Origin of the sequence: Chamaesiphon sp. (assembly GCF_041738855.1) — a bacterium.
Classification (GTDB): domain Bacteria; phylum Cyanobacteriota; class Cyanobacteriia; order Cyanobacteriales; family Chamaesiphonaceae; genus Chamaesiphon.
Genome location: NZ_JBGSPA010000159.1, coordinates 13,761 through 30,675 on the forward strand (window position 1 = coordinate 13,761; position 16,915 = coordinate 30,675).

Annotated in this window: 14 protein-coding genes; 13 read left to right on the forward strand and 1 reads right to left on the reverse strand. The window is 45.5% G+C overall.

The genetic code is table 11. The features are described from left to right. Positions 1-32: 32 nt before the first annotated feature. The 13 genes from ACEW9I_RS16745 to ACEW9I_RS16805 all read left to right on the forward strand — a co-directional run bounded on the left by ACEW9I_RS16745 (position 33) and on the right by ACEW9I_RS16805 (position 15,977). Positions 33-974 (forward strand): NAD-dependent epimerase/dehydratase family protein, encoded by a 942-nt coding sequence (locus tag ACEW9I_RS16745; RefSeq protein ID WP_373541470.1) that lies wholly within the window; start codon positions 33-35, stop codon positions 972-974. A 46-nt stretch (positions 975-1,020) separates the two neighbouring features. Beyond that, the gene (locus ACEW9I_RS16750) at positions 1,021-2,277 is read left to right on the forward strand and encodes a glycosyltransferase (protein ID WP_373541471.1); all 1,257 of its coding nucleotides are present in this window, start codon (positions 1,021-1,023) and stop codon (positions 2,275-2,277) included. Positions 2,278-2,459: 182 nt separating this feature from the next. After that, positions 2,460-4,310: a heterocyst formation ABC transporter subunit HepA gene (gene hepA / locus ACEW9I_RS16755; protein ID WP_373541472.1), complete on the forward strand. Its 1,851-nt coding sequence runs from the start codon at positions 2,460-2,462 to the stop codon at positions 4,308-4,310. Positions 4,311-4,382: 72 nt separating this feature from the next. Beyond that, on the forward strand, positions 4,383-6,026 hold the full coding sequence (locus tag ACEW9I_RS16760) for a glycosyltransferase family 39 protein (protein WP_373541473.1): 1,644 nt from the start codon (positions 4,383-4,385) through the stop codon (positions 6,024-6,026). Next, positions 6,004-7,083: an acyltransferase family protein gene (locus ACEW9I_RS16765; RefSeq protein ID WP_373541474.1), complete on the forward strand. Its 1,080-nt coding sequence runs from the start codon at positions 6,004-6,006 to the stop codon at positions 7,081-7,083. The genes ACEW9I_RS16760 and ACEW9I_RS16765 overlap by 23 nt, the downstream gene beginning before the upstream one ends. A gap of 102 nt (positions 7,084-7,185) precedes the next feature. Next, positions 7,186-8,313, forward strand: a complete 1,128-nt coding sequence (locus tag ACEW9I_RS16770) for a glycosyltransferase family 4 protein (protein ID WP_373541475.1) — start codon at positions 7,186-7,188, stop codon at positions 8,311-8,313. Then, positions 8,307-9,281 (forward strand): glycosyltransferase family 2 protein, encoded by a 975-nt coding sequence (locus tag ACEW9I_RS16775; RefSeq protein WP_373541476.1) that lies wholly within the window; start codon positions 8,307-8,309, stop codon positions 9,279-9,281. Before ACEW9I_RS16770 ends, ACEW9I_RS16775 begins: the two co-directional genes overlap by 7 nt. Further along, positions 9,278-10,654 carry an O-antigen ligase domain-containing protein gene (locus ACEW9I_RS16780; RefSeq protein WP_373541477.1) on the forward strand — a complete coding sequence of 459 codons (1,377 nt, stop codon included), beginning with the start codon at positions 9,278-9,280 and terminating at the stop codon, positions 10,652-10,654. Before ACEW9I_RS16775 ends, ACEW9I_RS16780 begins: the two co-directional genes overlap by 4 nt. A 13-nt stretch (positions 10,655-10,667) precedes the next feature. Next, positions 10,668-12,761, forward strand: coding sequence for a hypothetical protein (locus ACEW9I_RS16785; protein ID WP_373541478.1), 2,094 nt, complete (start codon positions 10,668-10,670; stop codon positions 12,759-12,761). Positions 12,762-12,909: 148 nt separating this feature from the next. Then, positions 12,910-13,872, forward strand: a complete 963-nt coding sequence (locus tag ACEW9I_RS16790) for a decaprenyl-phosphate phosphoribosyltransferase (RefSeq protein WP_373541479.1) — start codon at positions 12,910-12,912, stop codon at positions 13,870-13,872. Positions 13,873-13,881: 9 nt separating this feature from the next. Continuing rightward, positions 13,882-14,463 (forward strand): YqeG family HAD IIIA-type phosphatase, encoded by a 582-nt coding sequence (locus tag ACEW9I_RS16795; RefSeq protein WP_373541480.1) that lies wholly within the window; start codon positions 13,882-13,884, stop codon positions 14,461-14,463. 6 nt (positions 14,464-14,469) lie between these two features. Further along, positions 14,470-14,802 carry an SMR family transporter gene (locus ACEW9I_RS16800; RefSeq protein ID WP_373541484.1) on the forward strand — a complete coding sequence of 111 codons (333 nt, stop codon included), beginning with the start codon at positions 14,470-14,472 and terminating at the stop codon, positions 14,800-14,802. Then, entirely contained in the window at positions 14,799-15,977 is a 1,179-nt protein-coding gene (locus ACEW9I_RS16805) for a glycosyltransferase family 4 protein (RefSeq protein WP_373541481.1), read from the forward strand. Before ACEW9I_RS16800 ends, ACEW9I_RS16805 begins: the two co-directional genes overlap by 4 nt. A 177-nt stretch (positions 15,978-16,154) precedes the next feature. Here ACEW9I_RS16805 and ACEW9I_RS16810 read toward each other — a convergent pair whose 3' ends face one another. Beyond that, the gene (locus ACEW9I_RS16810; protein ID WP_373541482.1) at positions 16,155-16,439 is read right to left on the reverse strand and encodes a helix-turn-helix domain-containing protein; all 285 of its coding nucleotides are present in this window, start codon (positions 16,437-16,439) and stop codon (positions 16,155-16,157) included. Positions 16,440-16,915: the final 476 nt, after the last annotated feature.

The following is a 16,915-nucleotide window of genomic DNA, read 5'->3' on the forward strand; positions in this document are numbered from 1 at the left end:
GGATCGATCGGAGTTCACCTAATAGAGTGTATATGACTAAGCAAATCAAGAAGGTTTTAGTGACGGGCGGTGCAGGTTTTATTGGTTCGGCGACGATTGCCGCATTTCAGAATGACGGTCATGAAATTTATGCGATCGATAATCTATCGTTTGGCAATCGAAAGTTCATCACGATCCCTGAGAGTCATTTTTTTGAGATCGATATTCTCGATCGAGCCAAGCTATTTAGAGTCATCAGTCAGATTGAGCCAGACTGGATTATTCATCTGGCGGCGATCCATTTTATTCCCTACTGCAATCAACATCCGATCGAAGCTGCACGGGTCAACATTCAGGGGACGATTAATGTGCTCGATGCTGCCAGAAATGTCCCCAATCTGGAGAAAGTATTTTTTGCTTCCACTGCCGCAGTTTATCCGATCTACAATGATGCCATCTCGGAAACTCATCCCCCCGCACCTACGGACATCTACGGTCTATCTAAGCTCACAGGTGAGCATCTGATGAATGAGTTTCACTTGCAAACCGATGTCCCCACGATCGTCTGCCGATTCTTTAATGCTTTTGGCCCTAACGAAACCAACGCACATGTAATTCCAGAAATCCAGCGGCAGATTAATGCCGGATGCCGAACCATTCAGTTGGGCAATCTCGATCCCAAGCGAGACTTTATCCATACCTCTGATATGGCTAGTGCGATCGTCAAATTGCTGGACATCGGCGATCGAGGAATCGAAATATTTAACCTCGGTCGGGGGATCGAATATTCCGTAACTGAAGTAGTCACGGCCTTCGAGCAAGCATTAGGCGAAAGAATCGTCATTGAAGTCGATCCGGCTAGAGTCCGCAAAGTCGAACGGATGCACTTGCTTGCTGACATTACTAAGCTGAAAAATTTTATCGATTGGGAGCCAAAAATTAATCTCAACCAAGGAATTAGTACCTTAATCAAGTGCCAACCGATTACAAAATAAATCTACGATCGAATTAGGTGACTTTAGCTTATGCGAGATTTAACTTATGAGCCATCAGCAAAAAATTTTGTTTCACTTGCCAATCTCCAATCCACCAGATGCCTTGAATGGAACGAATGGTCGCGTATTGGGAATGCTCAAATATTTTCACGATCGCCGCGATCGATTTGCTGTAGATGCGATCGCTGGTAATAAATTTGGCAGACTAGAATGGAATGACGATCGCCAGCAAGATGTCTTAAAATTTGTCGATAATATCTTTGTCTATCGGGGCGAAAACAACTGGTCTGACTTCATTTATACCCGCGCTCAAAGCTTCTATCATCAACGGCTATTGTGTCAACAACTTCCCGTCGATTCAGATTATTTTGCACCGCCTGGTTATGTTAGCTATCTAACCAAATTATTGACGCAACGAAGTTATGATTTTATCTGGATTAATAATCTTGACTATGCCCATTTAGCTAGCAACTTGCGATCCGCCAAGCTTCAGACAATTATCGATATTCACGATATCACTTCTCGTTTTCGGTTGGTCAGAAAGAACATCGATTACTCTAAAAATTTGAAATTTGACTACCAAGCAAATTTCGAGCGAGAGATCGCTTTGCTCGGTCAATTTGACAAGACGATCGTCGATTCCCAGTTCGAGCGAGACATCCTCGCCCAAGAACTTCCTTCCGACAAACTCCACTTTATTCCCTCTCAAGTAAATGGTCTAGATAGTGGTAGTGACTCGACTCCTTATCCCGAGCGCGTATTTGAGTATGATGTGCTATTTGTGGGATCTGACAATCAACCCAATCGTGAAGGATTGCAATTCTTCCTTGATGAAGCTTTGCCGCTAATTGTCGAGCAAAAACCCGATCTCAAAGTCGCGATCGCGGGCAAAATATCATTTGCAGTTCGGGTCGAACCTGTGGTGGCTAAAAATTTGGTGTGCTTGGGTTACGTTCCCGATCTGGCCGAACTTTATCTGAAATCAAGGTTAGTAATTTGTCCCTTGAGATCGGGGGCAGGGACGAAGTTTAAGTTGGTAGAGGCAATGGCTTATGCCATGCCGATTGTCACTACAATTCATTCGGCATCAGCTTTAAGTTTAGTTGATGGGATAAATGCTTTTATCACTGACGATCCGGCGGCTTACGCCGATCGAGTTTTGTGTCTGATCCACGAACCAGAGTTAGCCGATCGATTTTCGTTGCAAATATCTAAAACCTATGCCAGTCAGCATGATAGCGCGGCTATTTATACCAAACTCGATGCTATCTTTGGAGCCGATTTGGTGAAAACGGTGGTTTAGCAAGCGAACTGAGCGGTTTATATCGATCTTCGCTCGTTTAGTTGGGTCGTTACCATGGTCGAGAAACCCGACCAAAACGACTCCGCAAGATCGCAAGTAATCCTCATATCACTAGCTACTAGCCACTCGTCACTAGTCCCTAAACCAATCATTAACAACTCGAGTTAAATACCGAACAGCTTATGCTCTCTAAACTTTCCGCTTCTGTTCGAGTTTTGTTGAAAGCTACCAAATTTTGGCAGACTAATTACCCGATCCTGCGCGAATTTAAATATTTTCCTAAAATTGCAATTTTAGCTATCATATTTTCGCTACTTGCAGCCGCTTTTGAGGGAATTGGATTGGGTTTTCTCCTCTCCTTTTTACAGAATTTAACAAGTCCTAATGCAGCACCACTCAAAACAGGCATTAGTTGGTTTGACCTGTGGTTTTTAGGCATCAATACTTCTGCTACTAGTCGGTTATACCGGATATCTGCGGCGATCTGGCTGAGTACTTGTACGCGAGCATTATTTAATTATTCAGCTCAAATTTATACGGAGCTTTCTCAGCTTCATTTGACGGATCGGCTCCGAAAGCGAATTTTTGAACAGTTTCAGGCGGTAAGCTTGAGCTACTTTTCAACTTCAAATTCAGGCGAATTAATTAATACTATTACTTCGGAGATAGAACGCTTCAAGCAAGTATTCACTGGTAGTTCTTTCTTATTTACTAGGAGTCTAGCGATTCTAGTTTATTTGGTTTCAATGTTATTAATCTCCTGGCAACTGACGACCGTGGCATTTCTACTATTTGGTTTGATGGCTGTGGGTTTGTCTACCGCGAACAAGCGAGTCCGCGAAGGTAGCTTTGCAGTTTCGACGGCAAATGGTGATTTTACAACCGTAGCGATCGAACTTATTGGCGGAATGCGGACGGTGTGGGCGTTTGCAACCCAAGACTACGAACGAAGGCGTTATTATCGAGCCAGCGAACGGATCGTCAGCTCGTCGGCCAGGATGGCGGGGCTGTGGGCAATGGTTAAGCCCCTAGCTGAAGCAATTGCCACAACAATCCTGATTGTGATGATTCTGGTAGCTTTTAATGGCTCTATCACTAACGGAGCATTACCAGTGGCTTCATTACTAACTTTTCTATTTATCCTGATCAGATTAGTCCCATTTATCCAAGATGTAAATGCCACAGTAGCGGTACTCAGTAGTCTGCATGGCTCTAGACAGAAGATCGAAGAAGTGTTGAGAACTGATAATAAGACATATTTTCAGAATGGTACGATCGAATTTACAGGCTTAAAGCGATCGATAGAATTGATTAATATTGATTTTAGCTACGGTGAAGATCGCTTGATTCTTCAAGATATTACGTTGTCGATCGACTGCGGTCGAGTGACTGCTCTAGTTGGTGCTTCTGGTGCTGGGAAAACAACTTTAGCCGATCTAATTCCCCGCTTTTACGATCCAACGGCTGGTTCGATCGCGATCGATGGAGTCGAGCTGCGGCAGTTAGAAATCGATTCATTTCGTCGTAAGTTAGCGGTAGTCAGTCAAGATACGTTCATCTTCAATACTTCTGTTCGCGACAATATTGCCTATGGCACAGCAACAGCAACCGATGCAGAAATTTATTGGGCTGCTGAGCTTGCTAATGCGCTGGAATTTATCCAAGAGATGCCTCAAGGATTTGAGACGATTCTCGGCGAACGTGGTGTCAGGCTATCTGGCGGGCAACGACAACGCATCGCGATCGCGCGGGCTTTGTTACGCAATCCAGAAATCCTAATCTTGGATGAAGCGACTAGTGCCTTGGATTCTGTTTCCGAAAGATTGATTCAAGAATCGATCGAACAGCTTTCGATAGGACGGACGACGATCGCGATCGCCCATCGTCTTTCCACCATCTCCAAGGCGGATAAAGTGGTGGTGCTAGATCGCGGGCGAATTGTCGAGCAGGGCACCTATCAAGAGCTACTCCAACAGCAGCAGTATCTCTGGAAATACCACCAGATGCAATATGTCCAACAACATGCACTTTAAGTTCGATCGCGACAATTTTGTTCAAGAGTCTAAAACGATCGAAACAACATTTAATTTTAAGTAGTCGTAGTTATGGCAATCTTTAACTCAATATTTTCTCGATTAAAGTTTTCTGGCAAAGCTTATTTCATCACTACTTTAGTCGTACTTAGCATTTTGTTCCGGTTTGCCAACTTGGATCTGAAAGTGTATTGGAGAGACGAAGCTCTGACATCCTTGCAAGTAGCTGGTTACAGCCAAACAGAATTTATTCAAACAGCTTTTAATTCGGAAATTACCACACCGTTGGCCTTACAGCGTTACCAAGAAATTAATCGCGGTCGTGGTGTACGCGATACCATTAAAGTTTTAGCTGAAGAAACACCCGAACATCCACCTCTATATTTCATAATGCTGAGGATTTGGGCGAATTTTTTCGGCAGTTCTGTTGTCGCATATCGAAGTTTTTCGGCATTAATAAGTTTGCTAGTGCTGCCATGTGTTTATTATCTCTGTTTAGAATTATTTAGTTCGCCCAGAGTTGGATATTTTGGGATGGCTATTGCTGCGCTCTCGCCCTTCTTTATTGCTTACGCCCAAGAAGCCAGAGAGTATGGCCTGTGGATGGTGGCAATTCTCATTTCCAGTCAAACTCTGTTAAGAGCAATGCGACTGAATACTTGGCAAAGTTGGAGTATTTATGCAGTTGCCTTGGCATTTAGTTTTTATACTTATCTATTTTCAATCTTTGTTCTAATTGCTCAGGGTATTTATGTGTTGGCGATCGGTAAATTCCGCTTCGTTCGCGTAGCGTCTCGGAACGAGAATCGCACGTTCGGTGCATTTGTGTCCGCTGCACTAGTAGGCATCCTGACATTAGTGCCGTGGATCGTGACATTTCTGACCCACTTGACAGAGTTCAATCGATCGATGGCTTGGTCTTTTAAGCAGCATCTCTCGCTTTTAGAATTAGGTAGAGCTTGGCTAATCTTACCCAGACTACTATTTTTCGATATAGATTTACCTCGGATCGGATTTTTTAGTACCTATTATTTAGTCGCAATCTCTACAGCCCTATTTTCCTGCTATTCTATTTATTTCGTTATCCGTAATACTCCAACAAAAGTGTGGTTATTACTCATAACACTTATCGTCTTTCCTTTCCTATTTTTAGCTTTACCAGATGTAATTATCGGCGGGACTCGATCGGTAAATGCGCGATACCTAATCCCAGCCTATTTAGGAATCGAATTATGTGTCGCTTATTTATTTTCTGCTCGAGCAATGCAGGCAATTAATCGCAAAATTTGGCAGATAGGTTTTGCAACTTTACTTTCTATTGCAACACTAGCTGGTGTCATCAATTTGACGATGGACTACTCGTTTGCCAAAGATGGGCAAGCTATTATTAAAGTAGCTGACTCGATCGCTCTTAGTCCCCAATCGTTAGTAATTGCTAATCCTTACGCTTACAATCCTACCAAAATCTTGGCATTGAGTAGACGGCTTAATTCTGACGTTAAAGTTCAACTGCTACCTGAAACAAAAACACCTACAATTCCGAACGGATTTAAAAACTATTTCTTTTACTCTCCTCAAGTTCCCGATACCTGGAAGGAATTTGTCAGTAATAGGGGATTCGAGTCTGTGAAAATATCGAAAGATAGCGATGAAATATTATGGATTTATCGAAAAATTATTAAAGGAAAAAACTATGAAAAGGATAAAATCTCTTGACACTGTACGTGGTATGCTGATGCTACATATTGTGTTAATTATTCATGGAATTTACTGGTTGGTAGATAAACCTCATTGGACAAGCTCGGTTCTACTATTTGAGATGCCAGCAATATTTATCGTTTCTGGATATTCATACTATATTTCTGAAAACTTAAGAGCTAATAAGAAATCAGCCACAATGAGCGCAAAGGCATACTTTGAATATCTTACCTCAAGGCTCACAAGAATATTAGTACCATACTTTATATATGCAATGACTTGTAGTGGACTGCTATATATCTTGTCCCTTCATAAAGATTATGGCTTGGCTAGTAATGATTTGGGCAAGTTGTTTATTGCGTGGGCAAACCCTCTAAATTATGGGAATGGTTTCTCGCTTGGATTACTAAATGCGCATCTCTGGTTCATCCCTGTATTTCTAATTGTGACAGCGTTAATGCCTATTGCAACAATGTTTAGACCGCTAAAGAATCCAAATATACTGTCCTTAATAGCACTAATCTTTCTTGGAGAGTATATATTATACAAAACTAATTTCTTTAGCAAATCTGTCATTATACAATCGATGTTTTATCTAATCTTCTCTCTACTTGGTTATTACATGGCGCGCAATAAGAACTATTTTAAATCTACTAATTTTTTTAATGTATCTATCTTTTTAGGTTTTTTTCTAGTATTTGTTGTAATTATAAAAGGAGATTTACATGCAATGAATATGCAGGCAAATAAATTTCCACCCAACCACATTTTTTTTCTATTTTCTTGTTTTTGGATTTCAATATTTTTGTCTATTATTTATCGATTTTCAAAATTTGCAGAGAAATTAGAAGAATATTATGATAGCCTTTTTCTGAAACCGTTCATCACTTCTGGGTACTCGATATATTTATGGCAAGGATTAGGTTACACAATAGCAGTTTGGGCAGGAAAATCTTTTGATTTGCCTATGTTTTACGTTTGGGTATTGGCAGTTAGTTTATCCATTGTCTTTGGAACTTTCATGGCACCATTTGAAAAAATTAGATTTAGCCTTTCGCCGAGTAAACAAGAATAGCCGATCTCACTAGTACAGGCTGGCGTAAGTCTATAGCCTGCAATTGGCCGATAAATCATGCTAACAGCAACAAATAAGATTCTTAACCCAGGAAGCTCGCTGATGAAAATTTGTATAGTTACTCATTGTGTCATCAAAGGCGACGGTCAAGGACGGGTGAATTATGAGGTGGTATGTGAAACATTGCGACAGGGACACTACGTTACTTTAGTTGCCAGTGCCATTAGCCCAGAGCTGGAACAGCATCGCCAGATTGCCTGGGTGCCCATACTTGTCAAACAAGTGCCAACCGAGCTGTTGCGTAATCTCATCTTTTCTCTCAAAAGTGCGGCATGGTTGCGTCACCATTCACCTGAATTTGATGTCATTAAAGTGAATGGTGCCATCACTTCGGCTCGATCGGATCTCAATGCGGTGCATTTTGTCCATAGTGCTTGGGGGCGATCGCCGTTGCATGTTTGGCACCAAAAACGGGATCTGTATGGTGCTTACCAGTGGCTGTATACAGCCTTAAATGCCTATTGGGAAAAGACCGCTTTCGAGCGAGCCAAATTAACGATCGCGGTGTCCGAGAAGATTAAGCAAGAGATCCTCGCAATTGGTATCCCAGTGGAGCGGATCGAGGTCATTGCTAACGGTGTCGATCTTGAGGAGTTTCGCCCCGCGCGAGTAGATCGCTGCGAGTTGGGACTGCCAGCGGATGTGCCGCTGGCCTTATTTGTTGGCGACATTCGCATTTCCCGCAAAAATCTCGATACGGTACTCCAGGCTTTGGTAAATGTACCGCAGTTGCATCTGGCGATCGCTGGTGCGGCTGATGGGCGCAACTTCTACCCGCAACTGGCACAAACGTTGGGAGTTAGCGACAGAGTACATTTCTTGGGCTTTCGAGCGGATATTGCCGATCTGATGCGGAGTGCAGATATGTTTGTATTTCCATCCCGATATGAAGCTTGTTCGCTGGTGCTATTGGAGGCGATGGCCTCCCAATTACCAATAATTACCGCGACATCTGCTGGTGGTGCAGAAATTATCACCCCTGAGTGTGGTTTCGTATTGGCTGACCCCGATGATGTCGGCGCACTCAGCTTGGCGATGAATCATCTGACGAAAGATCCCGCAGCTAGGCATCAGATGGGCAAAGCTGCTCGATCGATCGCCGAGCAATATAGCTGGACGCAGATGGCTCACCGCTATCTAGAAATGTTTAAGGAGGTCAGTAAATGTTAAAAATCACCGTTGTGGTACCGACTTATCAACGACCGATCGATCTAGCGCGATGCCTAGCTGCCTTGCAACAGCAATATCGCCCAGCCAATCAGGTCATCGTCATCGTGCGGGATACAGATACCGCAACCTGGGATTTTCTGCGCGACTTCCAGCCAGCAGAGCTATCCTTACAGACAGCAACCATTAAAGTTCCTGGCGTAATTGCGGCGATGAATCTCGGCTTAGAGCAAGCCCAAGGGGAGGTTATTGCTTTTACCGATGATGATGCTGCGCCCCGCCCAGATTGGTTGGAGAGGATCGAGCGGCACTATTTGAATAACGATCGCGTGGGGGGTGTTGGCGGCAGAGATTGGGTACGTGAAGACGGCAAGCTGCTCGACGAGGCCAAATCGATCGTCGGTAAAGTGCAGTGGTTTGGTCGGACGATCGGCAATCATCATTTAGGGGTGGGCGCAGCTAGAGAGGTCGATATTTTAAAGGGGGTGAATATGAGCTGGCGGCGACAGGCGATCGCGCACTTGCGATTTGACGAACGGCTGCAAGGATCTGGTGCTCAGGCTCATTTTGAAATTGCCTTTAGTCTAGCAGTACGGCGGGCTGGGTGGTCGATTATCTACGATCCCCTGGTGGCCGTCGATCACTATCCCGCCGAGCGACCGCAAACAGACCCCCGCTTGCATCAAAATTGGCGCAGTCAATTTAACGCCACTGCGATGACCCAAACCGTGCATAACGAGACGCTAGGACTACTAGAGCATTTACCCTGGCTCAATCGCATTATTTTTATGGTGTGGGCGGTGGCGATCGGGACGCGGATCGCGCCAGGATTGCTTCAGTATCTGCGGTTGTTGCCACGGGAAGGTGCCCTCGCTAGCGATAAGTGGCGGGCTAGTTTGCAAGGACGTTGGCAGGGATGGCAAACATGGCAACAAACCAGATTTGCTGAGTTTGGCAAGGATAGCCCATGAAAAGAAATGCAATCCAAACTGCCTTGCAACCTGCACCTGCCTGGACGGCGATCCTGGCACTAATTGCGTTCACAGGTCTATTGTCGATCGCGGGAGCGGGGAAAGTGCTCAACGTGGCTTTTCCCACAGGTGCTTTTGCGGTGAGTATTCTGCTCTACTTGCGTGCGCCGCTGCTGTATGTGGGTTTTACCTGGTGGATCTGCTTGCTGACCCCGCTGGTACGCAGGCTAGCAGATTATCGCAGCGGCTTTACCGATCCCAGTCCGATCCTGCTGACTCCCTATTTGACGATCCTCGTGACGCTGGTAACGCTCAAACAGCATTTGCCCAAAACCTACAGTCAGGGTGGTTTACCATTTTTAATGGCCTTGGCTGGTATTTTTTATGCCATCCTCACTGGGTTAATTTTAAACCCGCCAGTGAAAGTGCTGGTTGCCGCTTTGGAATGGCTAGCCCCCGTGCTATTTGGCTTTCATCTGTTTACTAACTGGGATCGCTACCCCGCCTACCGTCAGAACCTCCAGCGGACGTTGACTTGGGGCGTATTGGTAATGGGCAGTTATGGGATCGTGCAGTATTTAATCGCGCCAGAATGGGATCGTACTTGGTTGATTAATACAACTTTGAAGACGATGGGCAAACCCGAACCGCTAGGGCTAAGGGTCTGGAGCACATTAAATTCACCAGAACCCTTCGCCGCGATTATAGCGGGTTGCTTGCTATTGCTATTTACCAACCAATCGCCGCTACGACTGCCAGCAGCGATCGTGGGGTATCTATCTTTTTTGTTGTGTGCCGTGCGATCGGGTTGGCTGGCTTGGCTGGCGGGATTGTTCAGTCTGATTGTCTCGTTAAAACCAAAATTGCAACTGCGGTTGTCGATCTCGCTCGTGGTGCTAGCCCTTGTCCTGGTACCCCTAGCGACGGTCGAACCCTTCGCCCAACTCAGCAGCCGACTCGACACCTTTTCCAATCTCGAAAACGACCAAAGTGCGATCGCACGGCAGCAAAGTTTCAACACCTTGCGCGATGCGGCCCTGACTAGTTTTATCGGTCAGGGCATCAGCGGCCAGAAGTTAGACAGTGCCTTATTTTCGATGCTATTTGAATTGGGGTGGATCGGGACTATTCCCTATGCTGGGGGCTTATTTTTACTCACGTTCGCATTGTTCCAAGCCAAGTCAGCTAAATTCGATCCGTTCATTGGCACCGCACGGGCGATCGCGATTAGTGCCTTAGTCAGACTACCAGTAAATGTCCCAATGCTGGGAGCCAGTGGTTTATTGCTGTGGACTTTTTTGGGGATCGGTTTGGCGGGGATTAAATTCGATCGATGGCAAGCTCGGCAAGCGCAGGTGAATCCCTTAAATTGAGGAGACAACCATCATGTTCGATATCAAAGGTTATCTGAAAAATATTGCTCGCGCGATCGATTTTGACGACATCGATCGCGCTGTACTTGCCGTCCTCACGATGCTATTTGCAGCTAGCTCGATGGCTGTACTAGTCGCGAATCACCCACGGCAAAAGAACTCGGATTTCACCAATCAGATCGCCACTACTACAGCCACCACCCGAACTGAGTCAATAATTTCTCCCTATACGGATCGCTCCCATTTTGATAATCTACCCTTTGGCTCTCACTCGCACTGGCTGCAACCTTGGCGTGCCTATTTAGAAACGTTTCCAGCAGCCAAGTTTCTCCAGGGGGTGGGTATTCAGCTCGATCTCAACGATCGAGAGAACCCCGATCTGGTGCTCCAAATGCTGGCAACTCACGGCATCCAGACAGCTCGGATTGAGATCGGCTGGAATAACCTCAGTTACGAGCGCGAAACCCTCCAAAACGATCGACTCCAGGCAATTCTCAAAGCCTGCAAACGCTGGGGCGTGAGACCCCTAATCTTGCTCAACGCCAATCAAGGTATACCCACCCCCACCCAATTTTTTCAGCGGACAGTAACAGCCAATATCTCAGCAGGTTCGCGCCAAATTCAATTAAATGACACTAGCGGTTTGACGATCGGCAAAAGTGGCTTAAATAACTTGACTGATGCTGGTTGGGCTGCGGAAGCACTGATTACGGCCATTGATGGCAAGACTGTCACTCTCTCCAAGCCCTTGCCAAAGGCGATCGCGGCGGGATCGTCCGTCAAGATGGCAACTTTGAAGTATCGACCCTTTTCCCAGCCTGGAAGTGCCGATTATCGCCAGACGATCGCGGGTTGGCAGCACTATGTCGGGACGGTGGCGCAGTTTACAGCCAATACCTTGGGAACTACCCAAAGTAACGATAAAGGCTTTGACATGGAGATTTGGAACGAGCTGACTTTTGGCAGCAAATTTCTGTCGATTAACAATTACTACAGCCCCGCTTTGGCTACTTATGACGAAGAGAGCATTTGGCGGAATTTAGTCACGGCTACCGCCGATCATGCTATAGCTAATCCCCGGCAATTTGCGGGAGTCAAGTTTAGCGATGGCTTTGCCAATACCATTCCCTGGCCAGCCGCATCCACACAACCAGTCAGGATTAGTGCTATCAGCAAGCATCCTTATGCGAACCGTAAAAACTTTCCAAAGGATGAGCAGCGTGGTGAAAAGATTGATGCTTTAGGTAAACCCACTGACTTTATTCCTACCTATTCAGCCATGTTTCCAGAATATTATGCGACCGCTCTGCAAACAGAGACTCTCCTGCGAGATGCCGCTCCGCTGACTAATGAGATTTACGGCGTTTGGCATGGGCGGTATGCTCGGCAGGTAAAGGGTCGGGTTATCCCCACTGATGTCTGGATTACCGAGACGGGCTTTGCGCCCGACGAACATGGTGTTACCGAACCATTCCGAGCGTTAGCACTTAAAGCCAAAACGACCGCTCGCTACTATACTTTTTATCTAAATAAAGGCGTCACCAAGCTCTATCTATATTCTGCTGCTTCTGGAGATCTGGGGCTAGGCATCGTGCAAGATAACTTTTTGGAGTATGCTCGCACCCATAGCGTCTACCCCAAAAACGATCGGGCCTATGTTTCCCCTGCTCTCCAAATTACCAGCCGGATTGTCAGGCAGATGAAACAAAATTTAGATCCCAATTTAACTAAAACACGCCAACTGCAACTCGACTCTATTAGCGATCCTCACAACCAGATCCAGTTTCGCGGCGATGGCACTGCCGCACATCCCCATCTCTACAATCGCGACGTGTTTGCCTTCTTGCCCTATCAAGTCAACAGCCACCGCTTTGTCGTCCCCTATTACGTTATGACCCGCGATGTTACCAAAAATTTATCACCCGCAAAGTTCGCGATTCAAATCTCCAATCTCCGAGTACAAGGAGCTGCTGTCAGTGTTTACGATCCGCTGCACGATCGCCTTGTGCCGATCGAGATCGAGCGTCGGGGTAGCAATTTTCTAAATTTAACTTTGTCAGCAACCGATTATCCCTACTTATTAATTATTCAAGAGCAGAAAAAATGAATGCTAGACGTTTTTATCACCATCAGTACATTTATTTCAAATATTTATCATAATTTGTGCAGTAGATGAAAGCCTCGAGAACCCTCCCGATCTCCAAGATTTATTTTAATTTCTGAATCTGCTATTTATCTATTTGGAGCAAAGAATAATGTCTATAAATCGATCGACTCCCATCAAGAAAATTAAATCTAAAATCTCAGCATATATTCGCGAATTGCGGGTCAGACAATGGACTAAAAACTTAATCGTGTTTGCAGCCCCTTTGTTTGCTTTCGATCTCAGGAGTACCACACTATCTGGCAGTCTGATTGCATTTAGTTTATTTTGCTGTGCTTCGAGCAGTTTCTATTTGATTAATGACATTATCGATGTGGAATCAGATCGACTACATCCAGTCAAATGTCAGCGTCCGATTGCCGCAGGAGCGATCGGTATCTCCGAAGCCATTACTGTAGCCATCATCCTCTTGGGCGTTGCGGCGATCGTTGGCTACCAAACATCATTCGGTTTGGGAACGGCAATTGTCGGATATGCCTTGTTGCAAGTGGCGTATAACTTAAAACTCAAGCATAAAATTTTTGTCGATGTCCTGGCAATTGCCGCTGGGTTTGTATTGAGAGCGTGGGGTGGATCTGCCGCCACAGGCATTGGATTATCGCAATGGTTTATCTTATGTACGGCTATGCTGGCACTATTTTTAGGTATTGAAAAACGCAAGGCAGAATTACGACTTTCAGAAATAAAAGGTAGAAAATCTCGGGCGGTATTACATCGATATTCGCTACCGCTGCTAAATAGAATGGAGAGCATCGTCACCAATGGCACAATTGTATTTTACAGCCTTTGGAGTGCTGGCCCTGCCTTCAAAGGAGCTACAACTTCGTGGATGATGTTGACAGTACCGTTTGTCTTGTACGGGATTTTCCGTTATCAACTATTGAGCGATCCACAGGAAATTGCCCGGACGAATCCTTTATTGGAGCAGGGTGGTAAAACTGAGCGGCCAGAAGAAATATTACTAGGAGACAGGCTACTTTCACTAACAGCGATCGGCTGGATCGTTACAGTGTTTACGATTCAATTATGCTACAAGCTTCAGTGGATTAATTAGTACAGAAAGATGAATAAGAATCAGATTTCCTCATGGCTCCCAAATTTTTTTAAGCGCAATCTGCGCGCAGATTGCTATTGCAGCCGCTCGGATACTCTAACGGCGATCGATCTCGATCGACTGATAGACTCTGGCATCAAAGGCATCATTCTCGATCTGGATAACACGATTGTTTCCGAAGACGATCGCTACGTGTCCCCTGGTGCTGTCACCTGGATAATTCAAGCAAAAAAGTTAGGGCTGAAGCTGTTCCTCCTCTCTAATGGCAAGCGAAACTATCGAGTTAAATATTGGTCTGTATATTTAGAGATACCAGCCATTAATCCTGCCAGAAAACCATTTCCTGGTGCATTTTGTCAAGCGATAAGATCGATGCAACTCGCTCCCAATCTCGTAGTTGTCATTGGTGATAGTCTCCATACCGATCTTGTGGGTGCTTGGATCGTAGGCTGTCCGCATATTCAAGTGGCCTCATTACCCCATCCACCGCGATGGTGGGAAAAATTACTTGGCAAATATGTTCAAAATACCTACCCTAGAGGACAAGAACTATGGGAGTTTAAATCGTCAAATTACTTCAATAATAACTAACTTATGATGCCGAATAATCCTAGCTTATTAATTTTATTTACAGTCGCCCTGAATACCTTAGCGCAGGCATTGCTGAAACTTGGTTCGGGACAAAACCCCCTAAACCCTTATCTATGCGGTGGGATCTTAGCCTATGGATTGAGTACTGTTTTCTATGTGACGTTTTTAGGTAAGCTGAATTTGTCTGTAGCTTATCCGGTCGTGATTGGTTTAACTGTGCTGGCAACTACCATCACCGGGGCTTTCCTGCTAGGCGAAAAGGTAGCTACTATTCACTGGGTAGGAATTGGTTTAATGTTGAGTGGACTCTGTGCAATCGCTTTTGGAAAACTGATATGACATCACCCTCACAATTACTATTGGTTGGGCTAGGTTGGTTTCCTACCACTCCAGGCGGCATGGATCGTTATGGGTACGAACTGATGCAGCAATTAGCCGCAGCAGGCGATAAGATCGATCTGTATGGAGTAGGTTTGCCAAGCGTCAGTCCTCATCCAGCGATCGCGTTAGCGAATTTAGCAGATCCCCATACTCCATTACCCCAAAGGTTGTGGAACGTCCGCCACCACTTCCGCCAACATCGTTGGCACCTGCCCGCTCGGAAATCGCAACTGCCCCATCTGGATGCGATTAATCTCCACTTTTCGTTATATAGCTTTCCCGTATTGTCAGATCTCCCCACTGATGTGCCCATTACCTTTACCTTTCATGGCCCTTGGGCATTAGAAAGTCAGCAAGAAGGCGAAAAGCCTTGGAATGTTGCCTTCAAACGCTGGATCGAAAATCGAGTCTACCGTAAATGCGATCGATTCATCGTCCTCAGCCATGCCTTTGGCGATATTTTGCATCGGGAATACCAGGTTCCGTGGGAGCAGATCCACATCGTGCCTGGTGGTGTCGATATCGATCGCTTCCAAGCAAATTTGACCCGTCAGCAAGCGCGGGAATTGCTGGGCTTTCCCCAAGACCGCCCGATTCTATTCGTACCCCGCCGCTTAGTCCAACGGATGGGCATCGATATTCTGCTCCAAGCGGTGGTTGAGGTCAAATCTAAGGTTCCAGATGTCTGGCTGGCGATCGCGGGTAAAGGAGCTTTACGCCCTGTCTTAGAGCAACAAGTTCATCAGTTGGGTTTGCAAGATCGGGTAAAATTCCTGGGTTATGTACCCGACGAGCAACTTCCTGTTGCCTATCAGGCCGCCGATCTGACTGTCGTTCCCAGCCAATCGCTAGAGGGTTTCGGTCTGATTTTGCTAGAATCTCTGGCTTGTGGCACTCCCGTCCTCTCTACTCCTGTCGGCGGGATGCCAGAAGTATTACGTCCATTTCAACCCACATTAGTCACCGAGACTCCCACCGCAGCGGCGTTAGCCACTAGGCTGATGGATCTGCTGACTGGCAAGATCTCCTTGCCCGATCGAGTCGCGTGTCGTGCGTATGCTGTCAACAATTTTGATTGGAAAATTATCGCACCTAAAGTCAGAGAGATTTTACTGATGCCAATCGATCGTTAGCGACGATCTTCACAATTGGCAATTGCTGGGCTGAGACTTTTCCCACGTCATCTGATTCTGTCCAAATGGTAAAAGTCCCTCTCACTTTATTTGAGCGATTGAGGGATCTTGCTGTCTCCGCTGCTTAAATGGATAAAGTCGAGTCCAAGTCATAAATGCTTAAAACTTAAAGATCCTTTACTCAAAATCGTCAGCAGTCTTCCCATCTCCTTGCGCGATCGACTCCCGAACAGCCAGATCCAACTCCGCGATCGAACATTGATACAACTCACACAACGCCGCAGTCTTATCGATCGAGAGTGTCGGAATCGTGCGACCCTTTTCCCAATTGCGTACCGAAGACTCAGCGACACCAATCCTACTCGCTATATCAACCGTGCGGAGTTTGACTCTGAGGCGCAATCGACTCTTGGCAAGAGACAAATGCACTACTCGCGACAGCTTTGCCAAATGCTGTCCCACAAACTTTGATTACCAAGCGTTTGAGATCGTTGGAGTTGCAACACTCCTTCTGACTAAAGGTAGTTTGAAAGGCTTTTGCAAGTTCTGGAGTTGCCACGCACCTTTTGACCAACGGTATAGCTATTGTTAGGTTATTTAGTCGCAGAACTCAGGTTCAATGTGAATTTTTAGGTAGGTTGAGAGGAATGTCACCTTCCCAATCTTTGAAAGATTACGACTGAAGATATTAATAATTATCTGAAATGAATTATTTTGTGGCAGAAGCCAATTAAAACTGAAATTTGACTGCGATCGAGTCGGTCAGATTTACATCAAAAGACAAAAATCCGCTCTTGATAGGGCGTAGTTAAGGGATGGGGGAGTGCTTTTGTTCTAACAGAGTGAGAGGGGGACAAAAGTAAAAAAGACAGCGATAATATCCCTGTCCCCTTCAAAAAAATAGTGAAATGATTGTAACGTCAATTGAACAGATTTGC